The organism is Variovorax sp. VNK109 (genome assembly GCF_049445855.1).
Classification (GTDB): Bacteria; Pseudomonadota; Gammaproteobacteria; order Burkholderiales; family Burkholderiaceae_C; genus JAGOCV01.
The window spans coordinates 188,794-207,263 of the sequence record NZ_JBMSDV010000005.1; the positions used below are offsets into that span (position 1 = coordinate 188,794).

Consider the following 18,470-nt stretch of genomic DNA (forward strand, 5'->3'; position numbering starts at 1 on the left):
AACAGCCCAGGCCTTCGGGCCTGCCGTTTGAAACGGGTGCGCTGTCAGCAAAAAAAGCAAGAAACCGCCTTCGGGCGGTTTTTTATTTCTGCGGCTCGACGACCTTGAGGTTGTTGTCGCGCGCGAAGTTGAGTACGAAATCCCAGGCCATCGGTTCGGCTTCGCGCAGTTCGCGATTGACGATGACGCACTTCACGCCGTCGAGCGTGGTGGGAACGCACCAGGGTGAGTAGCTCAGGTGGCTGCCGGGCTGAGCGCCACCCGGCCGGAACTGGCACATGACGCCGGCCAGCCGCTCCGCCCAGTCGCTCGGGCGGAAAGTCTTCCCGTCCTGGGTGACACCCTGGATAAAGACTTCATTGGGGTTGGGAGAGACCATCGATGGGGCAGTATCCGCTATTTGCGCGGCATCCCTGTGGCTCGGCCTTCCCGGATGCTGCGATGCACAAGTATTCTATCTTATATAAGACTTGACCCGATTCGTTGCAATGCATCGCTGTGATGCGGAATCGTCAAAAAAGGTTAGCAAACTCTGAGCCTAAAATCACGTTTCAGCGGCCCGGCAAGACCCGTCAAGCGGCCTCGCCATCGCTGAAATTCCAAGTTTCACTGCATTGTCTGGAGATTCAGCATGACCGCAAACGTCCCGGCGTCCTCGCCGCACACCATGAACACCTACGGCCGGCTGCCGATCGCGCTGTCGCATGGCCGAGGTGTGCGCGTGTGGGACACCAACGGCAAGGAATACCTGGACGGGCTGGGCGGCATTGCCGTCAACACGCTGGGTCATGCCCACCCAAAGCTGGTGCCCGCGCTGCAGGACCAGATCGGCAAGATCATCCACAGTTCCAACTACTACCACGTGCCCAACGCCGAGGTGCTGGCGAAGAAGCTGGTCGAGCTCTCGGGCATGACCAATGTGTTCTTCTGCAGCACCGGCCTCGAAGCCAACGAAGCCGCGCTGAAGCTGGCGCGCAAGTACGGCCATGACAAGGGCGTCGACCGCCCGAAGATCGTGGTGTACGAGAAGGCCTTCCACGGCCGCTCCATCGCCACCCTGTCGGCCACCGGCAACGAGAAGGTGCAAAAAGGCTTCGGCCCGCTGGTGGAAGGCTTCATCCGCGTTCCACTCAACGACATCGAAGCCCTGAAGAAGGCCACCGACGGCGACAAGGACGTGGTCGCCGTCTTCTTCGAGACCATCCAGGGTGAAGGCGGCGTCAATCCGATGCGCGCCGAATACCTGCAGCAGGTGCGCAAGCTGTGCGACGAGCGCGACTGGCTTCTCATGATCGACGAAGTGCAATGCGGCATGGGCCGCACGGGCAAGTGGTTCGCCCACCAGTGGGCCGGCATCGTGCCGGATGTCATGCCGCTGGCCAAGGGGCTGGGCTCGGGCATTGCCATCGGCGCGGTCGTCGCGGGCCCCAAGGCCGCCGACATCTTCCAGCCGGGCAACCATGGCACCACGTTCGGCGGCAACCCGCTGGCCATGCGTGCCGGCGTGGAAACCATCCGCATCATGGAAGAGGAAGGCCTGCTGGAGAACGCTGCCAAGGTCGGCGGTTATCTCAAGGCGAAGCTCGAGAAGGACCTCGCCGGCGTGGCGGGCGTGAAGGAAGTGCGCGGCCAGGGCCTGATGATCGGCATCGAGCTCACCAAGCCCTGCGGTGTGCTGACCCAGCGCGCCTGCGACGCCGGCCTGCTTCTGAGCGTGACGGCCGACAGTGTCATCCGCCTCGTGCCCTCGCTGATCTTCAGCCAGGCAGACGCGGACGAACTGGCAGGCATCCTCGTGCCGCTGATCAAGCAGTTCCTTTCGGAATGACAGGGCAGCGCGCATGACGATCCGCCACTACCTGCAATTCAGCGACTTCAGCGCCGACGAATACACCTACCTGTTCGAGCGCGCCGCGTTGATCAAGAAGAAGTTCAAGGCCTACGAGCGGCACCAGCCGCTGGCCGACCGCACGCTGGCCATGATTTTCGAGAAGGCCTCCACGCGCACGCGCGTGAGCTTCGAGGCGGGCATGTACCAGCTGGGCGGCAGCGTGGTGCACCTGACCACGGGCGACAGCCAGCTGGGCCGCGCCGAACCCATCGAGGACAGCGCCAAGGTGATCAGCCGCATGGTCGATCTGGTGATGATCCGCACCTTCGGACAGGACAAGATCGAGAAATTCGCCCAGCATTCGCGCGTGCCCGTCATCAACGGCCTCACTAACGAGTTCCACCCCTGCCAGATCCTCGCGGACATCTTCACCTTCATCGAGCATCGCGGCAGCATCAAGGGCAAGACCGTGGCGTGGGTGGGTGACGGCAACAACATGGCCAACACCTGGCTGCAGGCTGCCGAACTGCTGGGTTTCACCGTGCACGTGAGCACGCCGTCCGGCTACGAGGTGGACCAGGCTGTAGCCGGCCTGCGCTCCAACGACAGTTACAAGGTCTTCAAGGATCCGATGGACGCCTGCCGCGGCGCCGATCTCGTGACCACTGACGTGTGGACCAGCATGGGTTACGAGGCCGAGAACGATGCCCGCCGGGCCGCCTTCGCCGACTGGTGCGTCGATACGGACATGATGCGCGTGGCAAAGCCCGATGCGCTGTTCATGCACTGCCTGCCCGCGCACCGCGGCGAGGAAGTGGAGGCCGACGTGATCGACGGCCCGCAATCCGTGGTGTGGGACGAAGCCGAGAACCGCCTGCACGCGCAGAAGGCGCTCATGGAGTTCCTGCTGCTGGGCAAGATGCTTTAAACCTCAAGCATTTTTGCTGATTGTTGGGAATAACCGACACCACGCGGTTTTTCCCGGTGCTAACTTTGCGTCCATGAGCCGACGCCTTTGGGACATATCCCCGCCCGTGCACCGCGGTGCGCCCGTCTTTCCGGGCGACACGCCGTACCAGCAGGTGTGGGCCGCCACCATCGGCCCCGGCTGCCCGGTCAACGTGAGCAGCATCACGCTGTCGCCGCATGTGGGCGCGCATGCCGACGCACCGCTGCACTATGACCCCGAAGGCGCGACCATCGGCGACGTGAGCCTGGACGCCTTCATCGGCCCGTGCCGGGTGATCCATGCCATCGGCGTCGGGCCGCTCGTGCAGTGGGAACACATCGCGCATGCGCTGGACGGCCTTCCCGCTCGTGTGCTGGTGCGCACTTACGAACGCATGCCCGCCGACCGCTGGGACAACGCGCTCTCGGCCTACGCGCCCGAAACCATCGAGAAGCTTGCGGCGCTGGGCGTGCGCCTGATCGGCATCGACACCGCGAGCATCGACCCGGCCGACAGCAAGACGCTGGACAGCCACCAGGTCATCCGCCGCAACGACATGCGCGTGCTGGAAAACCTGGTGCTTGACGACATCCCCGAAGGCGACTACGAACTCATCGCCCTGCCCCTCAAACTCACCACCGCAGACGCCAGCCCCGTGCGTGCCGTGCTGCGCGAACTCACATGACCACGCTGGAAGACTGCCGGGCGCTCGATGCCCAGGACCCGCTGCGCGCGATGCGCGATCTGTTCGACCTGCCCAAGGGGGTGATCTACCTGGACGGCAATTCGCTGGGCGCATTGCCCAAGGCCACGGCCGCGCGCGTCGCACAGACGGTCACCGCCGAATGGGGGCAGGAACTGATCCGCGCATGGAACAGCGCCGGCTGGGTCCACGCGCCGCAGCAACTCGGCAACCGCATCGCGAAACTCATCGGCGCAGGTGCGGGTGAAGTGGTGGCGACCGATACTGCCTCCATCAACCTCTACAAGGTGCTGAGCGCGGCCATGCACATCAGCGCGGCCGACGCGCCAGGTCGCAAGCGCGTGGTGAGCGAACGCAACAACTTCCCCACCGACCTGTACATCGCGGAATCGCTGTGCCGTGAACGCGGCTTCGAGCTCGTGCTGGTGGAACCGGAAGAAGTCGATGCCGCCATCGACGACCGGCTTGCCATCCTCATGCTCACGCATGTGAACTACCGCACCGGCGCGATGCACGACATGGCCGCCGTGACGGCGAAGGCACATGCGGCCAGCGCGCTCACTGTCTGGGACCTGTGCCACAGCGTCGGCGCCGTGCCTGTCGACCTCACGGGCGCAAAGGCCGATTTCTCCATCGGCTGCACCTACAAATACCTCAATGGCGGCCCGGGCGCACCGGCCTTCGTGTGGGTCAATCCGAAACACACCGACCGCTTCTGGCAACCGCTCTCGGGCTGGTTCGGTCATGCGGCACCGTTCGAATTCACACCCGACTACCGGCCCGCATCGGGCATCGGCCGTTACCTGTGCGGCACCCAGTCGGCCATTGCCATGGCGGCGCTCGACTGCGGGCTGCAGCCTTTCGAAGCCACCGAACCGATGGGCGGGATGGCAGCACTGCGCCGCAAGTCGCTGGCCCTCACCGATCTGTACATCCGCCTCGTCGAAGAACGCTGCGCGGATGCAGGTTTCGGCCTCGCAACGCCGCGCGACCATGCGAAGCGCGGCTCGCAGGTGTGCCTCACACGCACCGAAGGCGCCTACGCCATCGTGCAGGCGCTGATCGCGCGAGGCGTCATCGGCGACTTCCGCGCGGGCGACGGCAAGAAGCACCTGGACATCCTGCGCTTCGGTTTCACGCCCTTGTACGTGGGCTTCGAAGACGTATGGCACGCGGTCGAGCACCTGCGCGAAGTGATGGCCAGCGGCGAGTGGCGTAGACCTGAGTTCAACCAGAAGAACGCGGTGACCTGACATGAGCGAAACCGAACGCATCGTCCACGACGAGAAAGCCAAGCTGGACTTCAGCAAGTCCATGAGCTATGGCGACTACCTGCAGCTCGACACGCTGCTGAGCGCGCAGAAGCCGCTGTCACCCAAGCACGACGAACTGCTCTTCATCGTGCAGCACCAGACCAGCGAGCTCTGGATGAAGCTGATGCTGCACGAGCTGCACGCCGCCATCGGCCGCGTCGCGGCGGACGATCTGGGCAATGCGTTCAAGATGCTTGCGCGCGTGTCGCGCATCATGGAGCAGCTGGTGCATGCGTGGGACGTGCTGGCGACGATGACGCCGCCCGAGTACAGCGCGATCCGCCCTTACCTCGCAAGCTCCAGCGGCTTCCAGAGCTTCCAGTACCGCTGCATCGAATTCGCACTGGGCAACAAGAACGCCGCCATGCTCAAGCCGCACGAGCACCGGCCCGACCTGCTGGCAACTGTGCAGGCGGCGTACGAAGCCCCCTCCCTCTACGACGAAGCCCTGCGCCTGCTGGCCCGCCGCGGCATTCCGGTTCCGCAAAGTCACATCGAACGCGACTGGACGCAGCCCTACCAGGAAAGCGATGCGGTCGAGGAAGCGTGGCTCACGGTGTACCGCGATCCGCAGAAGTACTTCGACCTCTACCAGCTTGGCGAAGAACTCACCGATCTCGAGGACGCATTCCGCCTCTGGCGTTTCCGCCACGTCACCACGGTCGAGCGCGTGATCGGCTTCAAGCGCGGCACCGGTGGCACCGGCGGCGTGAGCTATCTGCGCCGCATGCTGGACGTGGTGCTGTTCCCCGAAATCTGGCGGCTGCGCACGAACCTCTGATGCGGGCGACCAGCGCCATTCAGAGGCGCGCGCCGTACAACCAGGGAATGTCCATCAGCCGCGCGCCGAAGAGCCGCAGCGAAACATCCCGCGCGTGCCGCATCGGCCCGTCCAGATGGAAGATGCGCCCGTTGCGACGCGAACGCGCCTGCACCCTCGCCGCACGCTGCCAGCGCAGGTTCGCATAGCGGGAGAGCGCCGAAGGCACACCGATCTCCCCGGCCAGCGCGAGTGATGGCCCCAGCACCTGCGCATCCTCGATCGCCATGCCAGCGCCCTGCGCGACGTAAGGACGCATCGGATGCGCAGCGTCCCCGAGCAATGCGATGCGGCCCCGCGCCATCTGGTTCGCCGATGACAATGGCTCGCGGTCGCTGATCACCCACAGTCGCCACTCCGCTTCGACCTGCGCCAGCTCACGCAGCGGCGTGCACACATGCCCCATCGCCGCCTGCAGATCGGCCGCCACGGCGGCGTGGTCCCATGTCTGCGCATCGGTGTCCTGTCCCGCACGACCTTCGACAAAGAACACGAGGTTCAGCAGTTCGCCCCCACGCAACGGGTACGTCACCGCATGCAGGCGCGGACCGAGCCACGCCGTCACGCTCTGGCTGCGCAGCCGTTCGGGCAGAGCGGACTGTGGCAGCACGGCACGGTAAGCGACGTGCCCCGAAGGTTCGGCGGGTCCGTCACCCAGCAACTGCGCGCGCACGGTGCTCCAGATGCCGTCTGCGCCGACCAGCGCGTCGGCCTCCACCTCGAGGTCGGACGCCGTGCGCACATGCACGACACCGCTGCCTCCACCACCCGTCGCATCCGCGGTTTCGCGAACCTCGACGATGCGCCCGGCGGGATGGAGACTGATGCCATCCATGCCACGCACCGCATCGAGCAGCAGCGCATGCAGGTCCGCCCGATGCACGGTGAAATAAGGCGATCCATGGCGCGCAGAAATTTCGTTGCCCAAGGGCATGGACGCCAACTCCGCACCGGTCAGCGCATCACGCGCCATCAGGCGATCAGGCCGGGCGGCCACCGCAGCGAGCGCATCGCCCATGCCCCAGCTGGAGAGGATGCGCGTGACGTTGGGGCCGAGCTGGATGCCCGCGCCGATCTCGCCGAACACCGGCGTCTGCTCGTACACCCGCACCTGCCATGAATGGCGGGCAGCCGCCCATGCAGCGGCGAGCCCGCCGATGCCGGCGCCTGTCACGAGGAGCTGTTCTTGCATGCCGCTATTCTTGCACCCCGGAATTGCCGGGGCTGGCGGCAGATCAAGGCCTCGGTTGCCGCGCGATGCGCTCGATGGAAACACGCGTCACGCCCGGGTCACCTGGCTGGCTGCTGCAGGCATCCGCAGGTGCAGACGGTCCACAGGCGTCGCAACTCCCGCAAGCAGATGCCGAGCACTTGCCCGACGAGATTGACGAGAGGCGCAACGCCTGGCGCCAGCGCGCCGGCATCCAGCGCCAGGCCAGATGCAGCACGGCGGCGACCACGATGATGGCGACGATGCATTCCTGCATGCTCAGGCCCCCAGCCATGCCGCCACGCGGTAGGTGATGAAGCTCGCGGCGTAGGCCAGCGCAAAGAGATAGCCCGCCATCGCGCCCGCGAGCCGCCACGAACCCGTCTCGCGCCGCACGGTAACCAGCGTCGAGATGCATTGCGGCGCGAACACATACCAGACCAGCAGCGACAGCGCGGTCGCCATCGACCATTGCGCTGCAATGATCGGTGCCAGTTGCACCGCCGCATCTTCACCACCCGACAGCGCATACACGGTGCCCAGCGCACCCACGGCGACTTCGCGTGCCGCGAGACCCGGCACCAGCGCAATGGAGATCTGCCAGTTGAAGCCGATGGGTGCGAACAGGACCTCGAGCCCGCGGCCCAGCAGGCCCGCAACGCTGTAGTAGATCGGCGGATGCGAGGCGCCTTCGGGTGCGCCCGGGAAGCTGGAGAGGAACCACAACACCACCATCAGTGACAGGATGATGGTGCCGACCCTGCGCAGGAAGATGCGCGCGCGATCGTGGAGTCCCATCACCAGGTTGCGGATGCCCGGCCAGCGGTACGCCGGCAATTCCATCAGCAGCGGCGACAGTTGCCGGTCTCCGCGCAACCACTTGAAGGCCCATGCCACGACCATCGCCGACACGACGCCGCCGACATACAAGGCGAACAGCACCAGGCCTTGCAGGTTGAAGCCGCCCGCCACTTCACGTGCCGGGATGAATGCGCCGATCAGCAGTGCATAGACAGGCAGCCGTGCGGAACACGTCATCAGCGGCGCGATCATGATCGTTACCAGCCGGTCCCGCCAGTGCGTGATGGTGCGCGTCGCCATCACGCCGGGAATCGCGCACGCGAAACTCGACAGCAGCGGGATGAACGAACGCCCCGACAGGCCCACGCTGCCCATCACGCGGTCCAGCAGGAAAGCCGCGCGCGGCAGATAGCCAGAGTCTTCCAGCGCGAGGATGAACAGGAACAGGATGAGGATCTGCGGCAGGAACACGAGCACGCTCCCCGCCCCCGCGATCACGCCGTCCACGATCAGGCTGCGCAGCACGCCAGTGGCCATGTGCGCCTGCACCCATGCACCCAACCCTTCGACGCCGGACTTGATCAGCTCCATCGGCCATTCGGCCCAACTGAACACGGCCTGGAACATGAGGAACAACACCCCTGCCAGCAACGGGAGGCCCCACAAGGGGTGCAGCACGATGCGATCGATCTGGTCGGTGAAGCCGAGCGGGTTGCGCGCATCCGGCGCAATCACGACGGACAGGATGCGGCGCACCTCGGCCTGCGTGGCGAGCACGTCGGCGATCTCCGCCCTGTCGATCCGGACATCGGCAGCCTTCTCGTCAACGCGCGCTGCAAGCGCGCTCCAGTCCAGCCGATCGAGCGCTTCGAGCAACGGCAACGCACCGTCGCTGCGCACGCCCACGGTCTCCACCACCGGCATGCCGAGTTCCTGCGACAGGCGCGCCCGGTCGATGCGGATGCCGCGCCGCCCGGCCATGTCGCTCATGTTGAGCACCATCACCATCGGCCGCCCCAGGCGCTTCGCCTCGAGCACCAGTCGCAGGTTCAGGCGCAGGTTCGTTGCATCGGTCACGCAGACCAGCAAGTGCGGCGCGGGTTCATCGCTGCGCCTGCCCAGCACGACATCGCGCGTGATCGCCTCGTCGGCGGACATGGCATGCAGGCTGTAGGCGCCCGGCAGGTCAAGCACACGCACGTGGCGGCCCTGCGGCGTGCGCAGGGCGCCTTCCTTGCGTTCCACCGTCACGCCGGCATAGTTGGCCACCTTCTGACGGCTGCCGGTCAGCAGGTTGAACAGCGCCGTCTTGCCGCAGTTGGGATTGCCCAGCAGCGCCACGCGCAGCGGCGCCGCCTGAGCTGCCGCCGTCATGAAGAAGCTCCTTCGGCGCGCACCCTGACCAGCGCAGCTTCGTGGCGCCTGAGCGCGAAGGTCGTTCCGCCGACGCGCACGGCAATCGGGTCGCCGGAAGGGAAGCCGCGCGCCACAACGCGCACGGGCTCGCCCGGCAGGAAGCCGATTTCGACGAGACGCAGGATGATGTCGCGTTCCTGCGCATCGGTGGGTTCCTGTACGGCAGCCACGACGGCGTTCCGGCCGCGTGGCCAGTCGTCGAGACCGGTAGGAGCTGCCGTGTCGGCGGAGGCTGAAGGCAGCGTGCTGTTATCTGTTGTCATGGGCGGCCAAGTCGAGAATACGAATTATTCTCGAAAAGTCCCACCCGTACCTGACCATGGTCAATGGAGCGTCCTCGTCAGGCCAGCAACTGTCTCAGCACGAACGGCAGGATGCCGCCGTTCAGGTAGTAATCCACCTCGATCGGCGTGTCGATGCGCAGCGTCACGACCACGCGCTGGATGGAGCCGTCCCCGCGCCGGATGACGAGCTCGGCATCGCTCTGCGGCTTCAGCGATGGATCGGGATGCACTTCGATCACTTCGTCGCCCTTGAGCCCCAGCGTCTGCCACGAATCGCTGCCCTTGAACTGCAGCGGCAGCACGCCCATGCCCACGAGGTTGCTGCGGTGGATGCGCTCGAAACTGCGCGCCACGACCGCCTTGATGCCCAGCAGCTGCGTGCCCTTGGCCGCCCAGTCGCGGCTCGAACCCGTGCCGTACTCCTCGCCGGCGAAGATCACCGTCGGCGTGCCCTCGGCCATGTAGCGCATGGCCGCGTCGTAGATGAACATCTTCTCGCCGGTGGGCTGGAACAGCGTGAGGCCGCCCTCCTCGCGCGACCCGTCGTCACGCGCCGGGATCATCAGGTTCTTGATGCGCACGTTGGCGAACGTGCCGCGCATCATCACGTCGTGGTTGCCGCGACGCGCGCCATAGCTGTTGAAATCGGCCTTGAGCACGCCGTTCTTCAGCAGCCACTGGCCGGCGGGCGAACTTTCCTTGATGGATCCGGCCGGCGAGATGTGGTCGGTGGTGATGGAGTCGCCGAACAGCGCCATCACGCGCGCGCCCTTCACCGACACTGAAGCGCTCTGGTGGTTCTCGATCGCGAAGTCCTTGAAGAACGGCGGCTCGGCGATGTAGGTGCTCTTGGGCCACGTGTACGCCGTGCCCGAGACGCCATGGATGCGTTCCCACAGCTTGCCGGGTTCCGACTTCACCTTGCCGTAGTTCTCGCGGAAGGCCTTGCCGTTCATCGCGAATTTCATCAGCGCGTAAATCTCTTCGCTGGTCGGCCAGATGTCGCCCAGATACACGTCCTTTCCGCCCTTGCCCTTGCCGACGGGCTCGGTCATCAGGTCCTTCAGCACGGTGCCGGCAATCGCATACGCCACGACGAGCGGCGGGCTCGCCAGGAAGTTCGCCTTGAGGTTGGGATGGATGCGGGCCTCGAAGTTGCGATTGCCGCTCAGCACGGCTGCGCACACGAGATCGCTCTTGGTGATCGCCTCATTGAGCTCGGGCGCAAGATCGCCTGCATTGCCGATGCAGGTGGTACAGCCATAACCCGCCAAGGCGAATCCGAGCTTCTCCAGGTACGGCAACAGGCCGGTCTCCGTGAGGTATTCGGTGACGATGCGCGAGCCGGGCGCGAGCGAAGTCTTGATGTGCGGCTTGACCTTCAGGCCCGCCTCGACCGCCTTCTTCGCCAGCAGGCCGGCGGCCAGCAGCACGCTCGGGTTGGATGTGTTGGTGCAGCTCGTGATGGCGGCGATCAGCACGTCGCCATGTCCGATGGTCACGTCAGTGGACGACGCCGTCGCCACCGCCGTCTCGGTGTGCGCAGCGGCCAGCGTCGGCTTGTTGCCTTCCATTTCCATCACGAAGCGCGGCGCTGCGGCGGGCGTCGGCGGGTTCGCCGGCACCCTGGCTTCGGGCGTCTCGCCACCGTGACGTGCGACATGGCGCAGCATCAGTGTCTCGGCGGGCATGTTGAAGCCATTCTCGGCGGCCGGCTTGCTGAAGAGCGACTTGAACTGGCTCGCCACGTTGCCGAGCTCGATGCGGTCCTGCGGCCGTTTGGGGCCGGCCAGGCTCGGCGTCACGTCGCCGAGGTCGAGCTTCACCACCTGCGAGTAGTCGATCTCGCCGGACTGCGGCACGCCGAACAGGCCCTGCGCGCGGAAGTAGGCTTCGAAGGCCTCGATTTCCGCTTTGGTGCGGCCGGTGCCCTTGAAGTAGTCGATGGTTTTTTCGTCTACCGGGAAGAAGCCCATGGTCGCGCCGTACTCGGGCGCCATGTTGCCAATGGTCGCGCGGTCGGGCAGCGCAAGTGTGCGCGTGCCTTCGCCGAAGAACTCGACGAACTTGCCCACCACCTTGTGTTGACGCAGGATCTCGGTGACGGTGAGCACGAGGTCAGTGGCCGTCACGCCTTCGCGCAGGCGGCCGGTGAGCTCGAAACCCACCACGTCCGGCGTGAGGAAGTAAACCGGCTGGCCGAGCATGGCGGCTTCGGCCTCGATGCCGCCCACGCCCCATGCGACGACGCCAATGCCGTTGATCATGGTGGTGTGGCTGTCGGTGCCGACCAGCGTGTCGGGGTAGCCCACGCCGTCAGAGCCCTGATGGATGCCGCGCGCGAGGTATTCCAGGTTCACCTGGTGGACGATGCCGAAGCCCGGGGGCACGACACCGAAGGTGTCGAAGGCCTGCATGCCCCACTTCATGAACTGGTAGCGCTCGTTGTTGCGCTGGAACTCGAGCTTCATGTTGAGGTCGAGCGAATTCTTCTTGCCGTAGTAGTCGACCATCACCGAGTGATCGACCACCAGATCCACCGGCACCAGGGGCTCGATGCGCTTCGGGTCCTTGCCCAGCTTCTGCGCGACGCTGCGCATCGCGGCCAGGTCGGCCAGCAGCGGCACGCCGGTGAAGTCCTGCAGCACCACACGGGCGACGACGAAGGGAATTTCGTCCACACGCTCGGCCTTGGGCTTCCACTTCGCAAGCTGCTCGACGTGCTCCGCCGTCACTTTCTTGCCGTCGCAATTGCGCAGCACGGATTCGAGGACGATACGGATGGAGACGGGAAGACGGGAAACGCCGGGGAACTGCTTCGCGAGCGCCGGGAGCGAATAGAACTTGCCGGTCTTGCCGGAAGCCGTCTTGTAGCTCTTGAGGGTCGAGGCAAATGCGTGGGGTGTTTTTCTTGGCATCACGGACTCCTTGAATGAACCGGGGACAGGCTTCATTCTGGCAGCGTCCGGCGACCGAGGTGTGACTGGGGCTTTGTTACCACGTGCCGCCTGCGGCTTGCGCATGGACGGAGGAAGGCACAGCAGCACGCAGGCCGATCCACTGAAGCTCCGCCAGCACAACCACCACCACCGCCTGCATCGCCACCCAGGCAAAGCCCAGCGACGTCATCGCGAAAGGCCCGGCCGCCAGCAGCCACACGCAGCCCACCGCCCACATGAAGTTGCCGACAATGAACAACCCGACCATCGCACGCGGGACCTCGGCGCGCAAGCTGGTCCACAGTGCGAGCGCCGCATAGACCAGAAGGAAGATGCCCGTGCCCAGAAGCAGCGACGCGGGCAAACCCGGCAGCCACGACGACACCAGGGAAACGGCAGCCACCTGAAGCGCGCCGCTCGCAAAGCACGATGCGGCATCGACCTGCAGCACGCGGCGCAGGAACGAGGGCGAACGGAAAACGGGGGAGTGGAAGATCGACATGACAGGCTCCTTGTTGAACATGGCGCCATCGTCGTGCGAAGACTGAATCGGGTCGATGACCTGGCAGGTCATCGACTGCCTGCGGCTTTCACCTACGATCCGGCTTCATGAACAGCCCTGTCGCTTCCGCACACGCCTCCGTACACGCCCTGCCCGGCCTCCGGTCGCCCTTCGGTGAACACCTGCGCTACTGGCGGCAGCATCGTCGCCTGAGCCAGCTGGACCTGGCGCAGGACGCCGACATCTCCACCCGCCACCTGAGCTTCGTGGAAACCGGCAAGTCCGCCCCCAGCCGCGAGATGGTGCTGCGACTGGCCGAGCGGCTGGATGTGCCACTGCGGCAGCGCAATGCGTTGCTGGTGGCCGCTGGCTTCGCTCCGATGTACCGCGAGCGGACGCTGGACGACCCTGACCTGTCCGCCGCTCGGGCTGCGGTGGATCTGGTGCTCAAGGGCCACGAGCCGTATCCCGCGCTCGCCGTGGACCGCCACTGGAATCTGGTGAGCTACAACCGCATGGTGCCGATGCTGATGGCCGGCGCGGATGCCTCGTTGCTGACACCGCCGGTCAATGTGCTCCGGCTGTCGCTGCATCCGCAGGGCATCGCATCGCGGATCGTCAATCTCGCGCAGTGGCGCGAACACCTGTTCGAGCGGCTGCGCCAGCAGATCGCCGCAACGGCGGATGCCGACCTCGCGTCCTTGCTCGAAGAGCTGCGCAGCTATCCGTGCGACGACGCCGCAGCGACACATCTGCCCGGATTGCTCGGCAGCGTCGCCGTCCCGCTCCAGTTCCGTACGGACGCGGGCCTCCTGAGCTTCATCGGCACCACCACGATTTTCGGCTCCCCGGTGGACGTGACGCTGCAGGAGCTCGCCGTAGAATCCTTCTTCCCTGCGGACAATGCAACTGCCGAGGCGCTGCGACGCCTCGCTCCATGACTCCAGCAACGATCCGAGACACACCCGGCACGTCCCTCACCGTCGTCGACACCATCAAGGCCGTCGCGTCGCAGGTCATCGTGCTGCACCATCTGGCTTTCTACGGCCTGCTGTCGAATGCGGTGGAGCCGTATGCGCCGTCGGTGCTCGACTGGCTTTCCGAGTACGGCCGCATTGCGGTGCAATGCTTCCTCGTGGTGGGCGGATTCCTTGCCGCCAAGTCGCTCATGCCGGGCCTGGGTGCCACGTGGCGTCCCATCGGCGCAAGCAGTCTTCCGCCCTTGCTGTGGAAGCGCTATGTGCGCCTGATGCGCCCCTACATCGTCGCCCTGCTGCTGGCTGTGGCTGCGGCCTGGCTCGCACGCTGGCTGGTGGCCGACCCGGACACCCCGCAAGCCCCGACGCTGGCGCAACTGGGCTGGCACCTCCTGCTCCTGCAGGACCTCATGGAGTCGCCCGCGCTCTCCGCAGGTGTCTGGTATGTCGCCATCGACATGCAACTGTATGCGCTCATGGCGGTGTGCTTCTTCGGCGCCTATGGCCTGGGCGTTGCGGCACATTGGGTGAGCAACGGCCGGTATCGCGAGATGGGCGCCGCCGTGCTGGCAGGCCTCGTGCTGCTTGCCCTGATGTTCGAATGGCGCAGCCGCATCGCGATGGCCGGCGTCACGGCGCTGGCCCTCATCGCCTTCACGCAGGCCCCGCCGTTGCGCGGCGAAAAGCTGTTGCAGCGCGTTGTCCGCGGTCTGTCACGCATCTCGTATTCGGTCTTCCTGATCCATTACCCCGTTTTCCTGGCCATCGGCTCAGTGGTGAGCTGGCAGTGGCCGGGCAATGCCATGGCCAGCAGCCTGGGTCTGGTGGCCGTCTGGGCATCGAGCCTGGGAGCCGGCATGCTGCTGCACCGCTTTGTCGAGGAGCCTTGGCGTCCAGGCAGCGCCAAGTGGAAGCCCGCGACCACAGCCAACGCCTGACAGCACGCGTCGCCGCTGTCCGACAGCGTGGAAGTGGCCCCTCCCGGATAGTTGAAGCTGATTGCGGCCACGGGGTCGCCGGGAGATCCAAATGCATCGATCGTTCCACACCACTTCGTGGCTCGCCAGCGCTTTGCTGTGCGCCGGCGTTTTCTCCGGCGGCGCTGCATTCGCCCAGGTACCCGCAGCAGAGACTGCGGCCACCCAGGCGCAAATGCGCTATGAAGCGCGCATTGCGCAATGCAACACGGGCAATCTGCCTGCGCCCCAACGTGCCGCCTGCGTCCGCTCGGCAGGCGCAGAACTGGACGCGGCGCGCGTGGCACCCGCGACTGCCCCGACGCTCGTTACCGGCGACGGCCGCGCGACGGTGGTGACCCCGTCAACCAATGTGGCACCGGTCATCACACCCAACCCCGCCACCGTGACCAACGGCATCACGACGCCGGACGGGCGCGCCACGGTAATCCCGAACAGTGTCGTGCAATAGCCGTCATGCAATAGCGTTCCCCGGTACGTCTCAAAAAAAACGGCTCCCGAGGGAGCCGTTCTTCATACGTGACCCGGATCAGGCGGTGACCGTGTCCGCCACTTCCTTGAATTCCTCGATCTTGTCGAAGTTCAGGTACTGGTAGATCTTGTCGCCGTTCTGGTTGATCACGCCGATGTCGGCCATGTACTCTTCCTTCGTCGGGATCTTGCCGAGCTTGGAGCAGATCGACGCGAGTTCGGCGGAGCCGAGGTACACGTTGGTGTTCTTGCCCAAGCGGTTCGGGAAGTTGCGGGTGCTGGTGGACATGACGGTTGCGCCTTCACGCACCTGCGCCTGGTTGCCCATGCACAGCGAACAGCCGGGCATTTCGGTACGCGCACCGGCATTGCCGAACACGCCGTAGTGCCCCTCTTCGGTCAGCTGCTGCGCGTCCATCTTGGTCGGCGGGGCAATCCACAGCTTCACCGGGATGTCGCGCTTGCCTTCGAGCAGCTTGGACGCTGCTCGGAAGTGGCCGATGTTCGTCATGCACGAGCCGATGAACACTTCGTCGATCTTCGCGCCGGCCACTTCGGACAGCGTCTTCACGTCGTCCGGGTCGTTCGGGCAGGCCACGATGGGTTCGTGCACGTCGGCCAGGTCGATCTCGATGACGGCGGCGTATTCGGCGTCCGCGTCGCCCTTGAGCAGTTGCGGGTCCTTCAGCCAGGCTTCCTGCGCGGCGATGCGGCGCTGCAGCGTGCGCGCGTCGGAATAGCCGTTGGCGATCATCCACTTCATCAGCGTGATGTTGCTGTTGATGTACTCGATGATCGGTTCCTTGTTCAGGTGCACCGTGCAACCCGCAGCCGAGCGCTCGGCCGATGCGTCGGACAGTTCGAAAGCTTGCTCCACCTTCAGGTCCGGCAGGCCTTCGATTTCCAGGATGCGGCCGGAGAAGATGTTCTTCTTGCCCTTCTTCTCGACCGTCAGCAAGCCCTGCCTGATGGCGTAAAGCGGAATCGCATTGACCAGGTCGCGCAGCGTGACGCCGGGCTGCATCTTGCCCTTGAAGCGCACCAGCACCGATTCGGGCATGTCCAGCGGCATGACGCCTGTGGCCGCCGCAAACGCCACGAGGCCGGAGCCTGCGGGGAAGCTGATGCCGATGGGAAAGCGCGTGTGCGAGTCGCCGCCCGTGCCCACGGTGTCGGGCGTCAGCAGGCGGTTGAGCCAGCTGTGGATCACGCCGTCGCCCGGGCGCAGCGAGATGCCGCCGCGCGTGCTGATGAACTCGGGCAGTTCATGGTGCATCTTCACGTCCACCTTCTTCGGATAGGCGGCCGTGTGACAGAACGACTGCATCACCAGGTCGGCAGAGAAGCCGAGGCAGGCGAGGTCCTTCAGCTCGTCACGCGTCATCGGACCCGTCGTGTCCTGCGAGCCGACCGAGGTCATCTTGGGTTCGCAGTACGTGCCCGGGCGGACGCCCTGGCCTTCGGGCAGGCCGCAGGCGCGGCCGACCATCTTCTGCGCCAGCGAGAAGCCCTTGCCGGAATCGACCGGTGCCTTGGGCAGGCGGAACAGCGTGGAAGCCGGCAGGCCCAGCGCCTCGCGCGCCTTGGCCGTCAGGCCACGGCCGATGATCAGCGGAATGCGGCCACCGGCGCGTACTTCGTCGAACAGCACGTCGCTCTTGATCTCGAACTCTGCGATGACCTTGCCGTCCTTGAGTGCCTTGCCGTCGTAGGGACGCAGCTCGATGGTGTCGCCCATGTTCATCTGGTCCACGTTCAGTTCGATCGGCAGGGAGCCGGCGTCTTCCATGGTGTTGTAGAAGATCGGGGCGATCTTCGTGCCCAGGCAGATGCCGCCGAACTTCTTGTTCGGGATGTAGGGGATGTCTTCACCCGTCCACCACAGCACGCTGTTGGTGGCCGACTTGCGCGAGGAGCCCGTACCCACGACGTCGCCGACGTAGGCGACCGGCAGGCCGCGTGCGACGAGGTCCTGCAGGAACTTGATGGGGCCGCGCTTGCCGTCTTCTTCCGGCACGAACGCGGCGCCTTCGCGCTTGTTCTTCAGCATGGCCAGCGCGTGCATCGGGATGTCGGGGCGCGTGGTCGCATCGGGTGCGGGCGACAGGTCGTCGGTGTTGGTTTCACCGGGCACCTTGAACACGGTGAAAGTGATACTGGCCGGCACTTCGGGACGGCTGGTGAACCACTCGGCGTTGGCCCAGCTTTCGATCACGGCCTTGGCGTTCGCATTGCCCTTGTCGGCCTTTTCCTTGACGTCGTGGAACTGGTCGAACATCAGCAGCGTCTTCTTGAGGCCGTCGGCCGCGACGGTGCCGACTTCCTTGTCGTCCAGCAGGTCGACCAGCGGGCCGATGTTGTAGCCGCCGAGCATGGTGCCCAGCAGTTCCGTCGCCTTGGCGCGATCGATGATGGCGCACTTTTCGGCGCCGTGGGCCACGGCGGCGAGGTAGCTGGCCTTGACCTTGGCCGCATCGTCCACGCCCGCGGGCACGCGGTGCGTGATGAGGTTGAGCAGGAACTCGGCTTCGCCTTGCGACGGGTTCTTGAGCAGCTCGATCAGCTCGGCCGTCTGTCTGGCCGACAGCGGCAGGGGCGGGATACCCAGCGCAGCGCGCTCGGCAACGTGGTCAACATAGGCTTGCAACATCGTGGTTCCTCCGGATAGTCAAATGGGGCGGCAAATCAGTTTCTGGTCGACGGCGGGCCGGCAGGCGTCTCGGGCTCGAGCAGGCTGCGCGGGGGGTTCTTTTTCATCTGGTCGGCAAAGGTCACCTGCTCCGGGCTGGTGCATTCATCCGCAAGGCGCAAGCCGAGTTTCTGGCTCATGAGCATGGACTTGTTCCCCAGCTGCAGCCACAGGGCCCCACGCTTGGGATCCTCCAGCCGTATGGCGCCGGTACGGCTGGCCACCGGGTGCATGTTGAACCGGTTGTTCCTGGTCTGCACGATGAAGAAGCCTTCCCGCCTGGACGGTGTGATCTGCACGGATGCACCGAGTTCGCAAGGAATGTGCCCGATGTAGACCTTTTTGGCGATCTCGAGCTCGGCGTCTTCCAGCGTCACATCGGGATGATCGTCGATAGGCGTGACTTCTTCCACCGCCTTGGCGGCGGAGCGTGCAAGCTTGGGTTTCGGCTTGGCGGCTGGCGCGGTCTTGGCCTCCGGCTTTGCGGTCTGCGCGTGGGCGGTCAGTGGCAATGCGAGAGACAGCGGGAGAGCCAGGGCCAGCGTCAGCGCGGGCAGGCTTGCGAATGCATATTTCATGAAGATGTTT

At 65.4% G+C, this 18,470-nt stretch carries 17 protein-coding genes; 8 read left to right on the top strand and 9 right to left on the bottom strand.

The features are described 5' to 3' along the window. Positions 1-82: 82 nt before the first annotated feature. A complete protein-coding gene (locus ACO2Q9_RS17325; protein ID WP_423313045.1) occupies positions 83-379 on the bottom strand; it encodes a DUF3579 domain-containing protein in 297 nt (98 codons plus the stop codon). Positions 380-631: 252 nt separating this feature from the next. Here ACO2Q9_RS17325 and ACO2Q9_RS17330 point away from each other — a divergent pair, with 252 nt between their 5' ends. The 5 genes from ACO2Q9_RS17330 (at position 632) to kynA (ending at position 5,577) form a co-directional block, all read left to right on the top strand. Further along, positions 632-1,828 carry an aspartate aminotransferase family protein gene (locus ACO2Q9_RS17330; RefSeq protein WP_423313047.1) on the top strand — a complete coding sequence of 399 codons (1,197 nt, stop codon included), beginning with the start codon at positions 632-634 and terminating at the stop codon, positions 1,826-1,828. Between the two features lie 13 nt (positions 1,829-1,841). Beyond that, positions 1,842-2,759, top strand: a complete 918-nt coding sequence (argF, locus tag ACO2Q9_RS17335; RefSeq protein WP_423313049.1) for an ornithine carbamoyltransferase — start codon at positions 1,842-1,844, stop codon at positions 2,757-2,759. Positions 2,760-2,832: 73 nt separating this feature from the next. Next, positions 2,833-3,465: an arylformamidase gene (gene kynB / locus ACO2Q9_RS17340; protein WP_423313051.1), complete on the top strand. Its 633-nt coding sequence runs from the start codon at positions 2,833-2,835 to the stop codon at positions 3,463-3,465. Beyond that, positions 3,462-4,736, top strand: a complete 1,275-nt coding sequence (gene kynU, locus ACO2Q9_RS17345) for a kynureninase (protein WP_423313052.1) — start codon at positions 3,462-3,464, stop codon at positions 4,734-4,736. Before kynB ends, kynU begins: the two co-directional genes overlap by 4 nt. 1 nt (position 4,737) lies before the next feature. Next, complete coding sequence (gene kynA, locus ACO2Q9_RS17350; protein ID WP_423313054.1) at positions 4,738-5,577, top strand: tryptophan 2,3-dioxygenase; 840 nt, start codon at positions 4,738-4,740, stop codon at positions 5,575-5,577. A gap of 19 nt (positions 5,578-5,596) precedes the next feature. Here kynA and ACO2Q9_RS17355 read toward each other — a convergent pair whose 3' ends face one another. The 6 genes from ACO2Q9_RS17355 to ACO2Q9_RS17380 form a co-directional block, all read right to left on the bottom strand. Beyond that, entirely contained in the window at positions 5,597-6,808 is a 1,212-nt protein-coding gene (locus ACO2Q9_RS17355; protein ID WP_423313056.1) for an FAD-dependent monooxygenase, read from the bottom strand. A 43-nt stretch (positions 6,809-6,851) separates the two neighbouring features. Next, complete coding sequence (locus ACO2Q9_RS17360; RefSeq protein WP_423313058.1) at positions 6,852-7,121, bottom strand: hypothetical protein; 270 nt, start codon at positions 7,119-7,121, stop codon at positions 6,852-6,854. Continuing rightward, on the bottom strand, positions 7,106-9,001 hold the full coding sequence (gene feoB, locus ACO2Q9_RS17365) for a ferrous iron transporter B (protein WP_423313060.1): 1,896 nt from the start codon (positions 8,999-9,001) through the stop codon (positions 7,106-7,108). The genes ACO2Q9_RS17360 and feoB overlap by 16 nt, the downstream gene beginning before the upstream one ends. After that, positions 8,998-9,306 (bottom strand): FeoA family protein, encoded by a 309-nt coding sequence (locus ACO2Q9_RS17370; protein ID WP_423313062.1) that lies wholly within the window; start codon positions 9,304-9,306, stop codon positions 8,998-9,000. Before ACO2Q9_RS17370 ends, feoB begins: the two co-directional genes overlap by 4 nt. A gap of 77 nt (positions 9,307-9,383) precedes the next feature. Further along, positions 9,384-12,245 (bottom strand): aconitate hydratase, encoded by a 2,862-nt coding sequence (locus ACO2Q9_RS17375; protein ID WP_423313064.1) that lies wholly within the window; start codon positions 12,243-12,245, stop codon positions 9,384-9,386. A 76-nt stretch (positions 12,246-12,321) separates the two neighbouring features. Further along, on the bottom strand, positions 12,322-12,768 hold the full coding sequence (locus ACO2Q9_RS17380; RefSeq protein WP_423313066.1) for a hypothetical protein: 447 nt from the start codon (positions 12,766-12,768) through the stop codon (positions 12,322-12,324). Positions 12,769-12,875: 107 nt separating this feature from the next. On the opposite strand from ACO2Q9_RS17380, the gene ACO2Q9_RS17385 reads away from it, so the two are divergent. The 3 genes from ACO2Q9_RS17385 (at position 12,876) to ACO2Q9_RS17395 (ending at position 15,173) form a co-directional block, all read left to right on the top strand. Further along, positions 12,876-13,709 carry a helix-turn-helix domain-containing protein gene (locus tag ACO2Q9_RS17385; RefSeq protein WP_423313068.1) on the top strand — a complete coding sequence of 278 codons (834 nt, stop codon included), beginning with the start codon at positions 12,876-12,878 and terminating at the stop codon, positions 13,707-13,709. Further along, entirely contained in the window at positions 13,706-14,683 is a 978-nt protein-coding gene (locus tag ACO2Q9_RS17390; protein WP_423313069.1) for an acyltransferase family protein, read from the top strand. Before ACO2Q9_RS17385 ends, ACO2Q9_RS17390 begins: the two co-directional genes overlap by 4 nt. Before the next feature lie 91 nt (positions 14,684-14,774). After that, the gene (locus tag ACO2Q9_RS17395) at positions 14,775-15,173 is read left to right on the top strand and encodes a hypothetical protein (RefSeq protein WP_423313071.1); all 399 of its coding nucleotides are present in this window, start codon (positions 14,775-14,777) and stop codon (positions 15,171-15,173) included. A 78-nt stretch (positions 15,174-15,251) separates the two neighbouring features. On the opposite strand, the gene ACO2Q9_RS17400 is transcribed toward ACO2Q9_RS17395, so the two are convergent. Continuing rightward, a complete protein-coding gene (locus ACO2Q9_RS17400) occupies positions 15,252-17,843 on the bottom strand; it encodes a bifunctional aconitate hydratase 2/2-methylisocitrate dehydratase (RefSeq protein WP_423313072.1) in 2,592 nt (863 codons plus the stop codon). A 35-nt stretch (positions 17,844-17,878) separates the two neighbouring features. Then, positions 17,879-18,460, bottom strand: a complete 582-nt coding sequence (locus ACO2Q9_RS17405; RefSeq protein WP_423313074.1) for a hypothetical protein — start codon at positions 18,458-18,460, stop codon at positions 17,879-17,881. Positions 18,461-18,470: the final 10 nt, after the last annotated feature.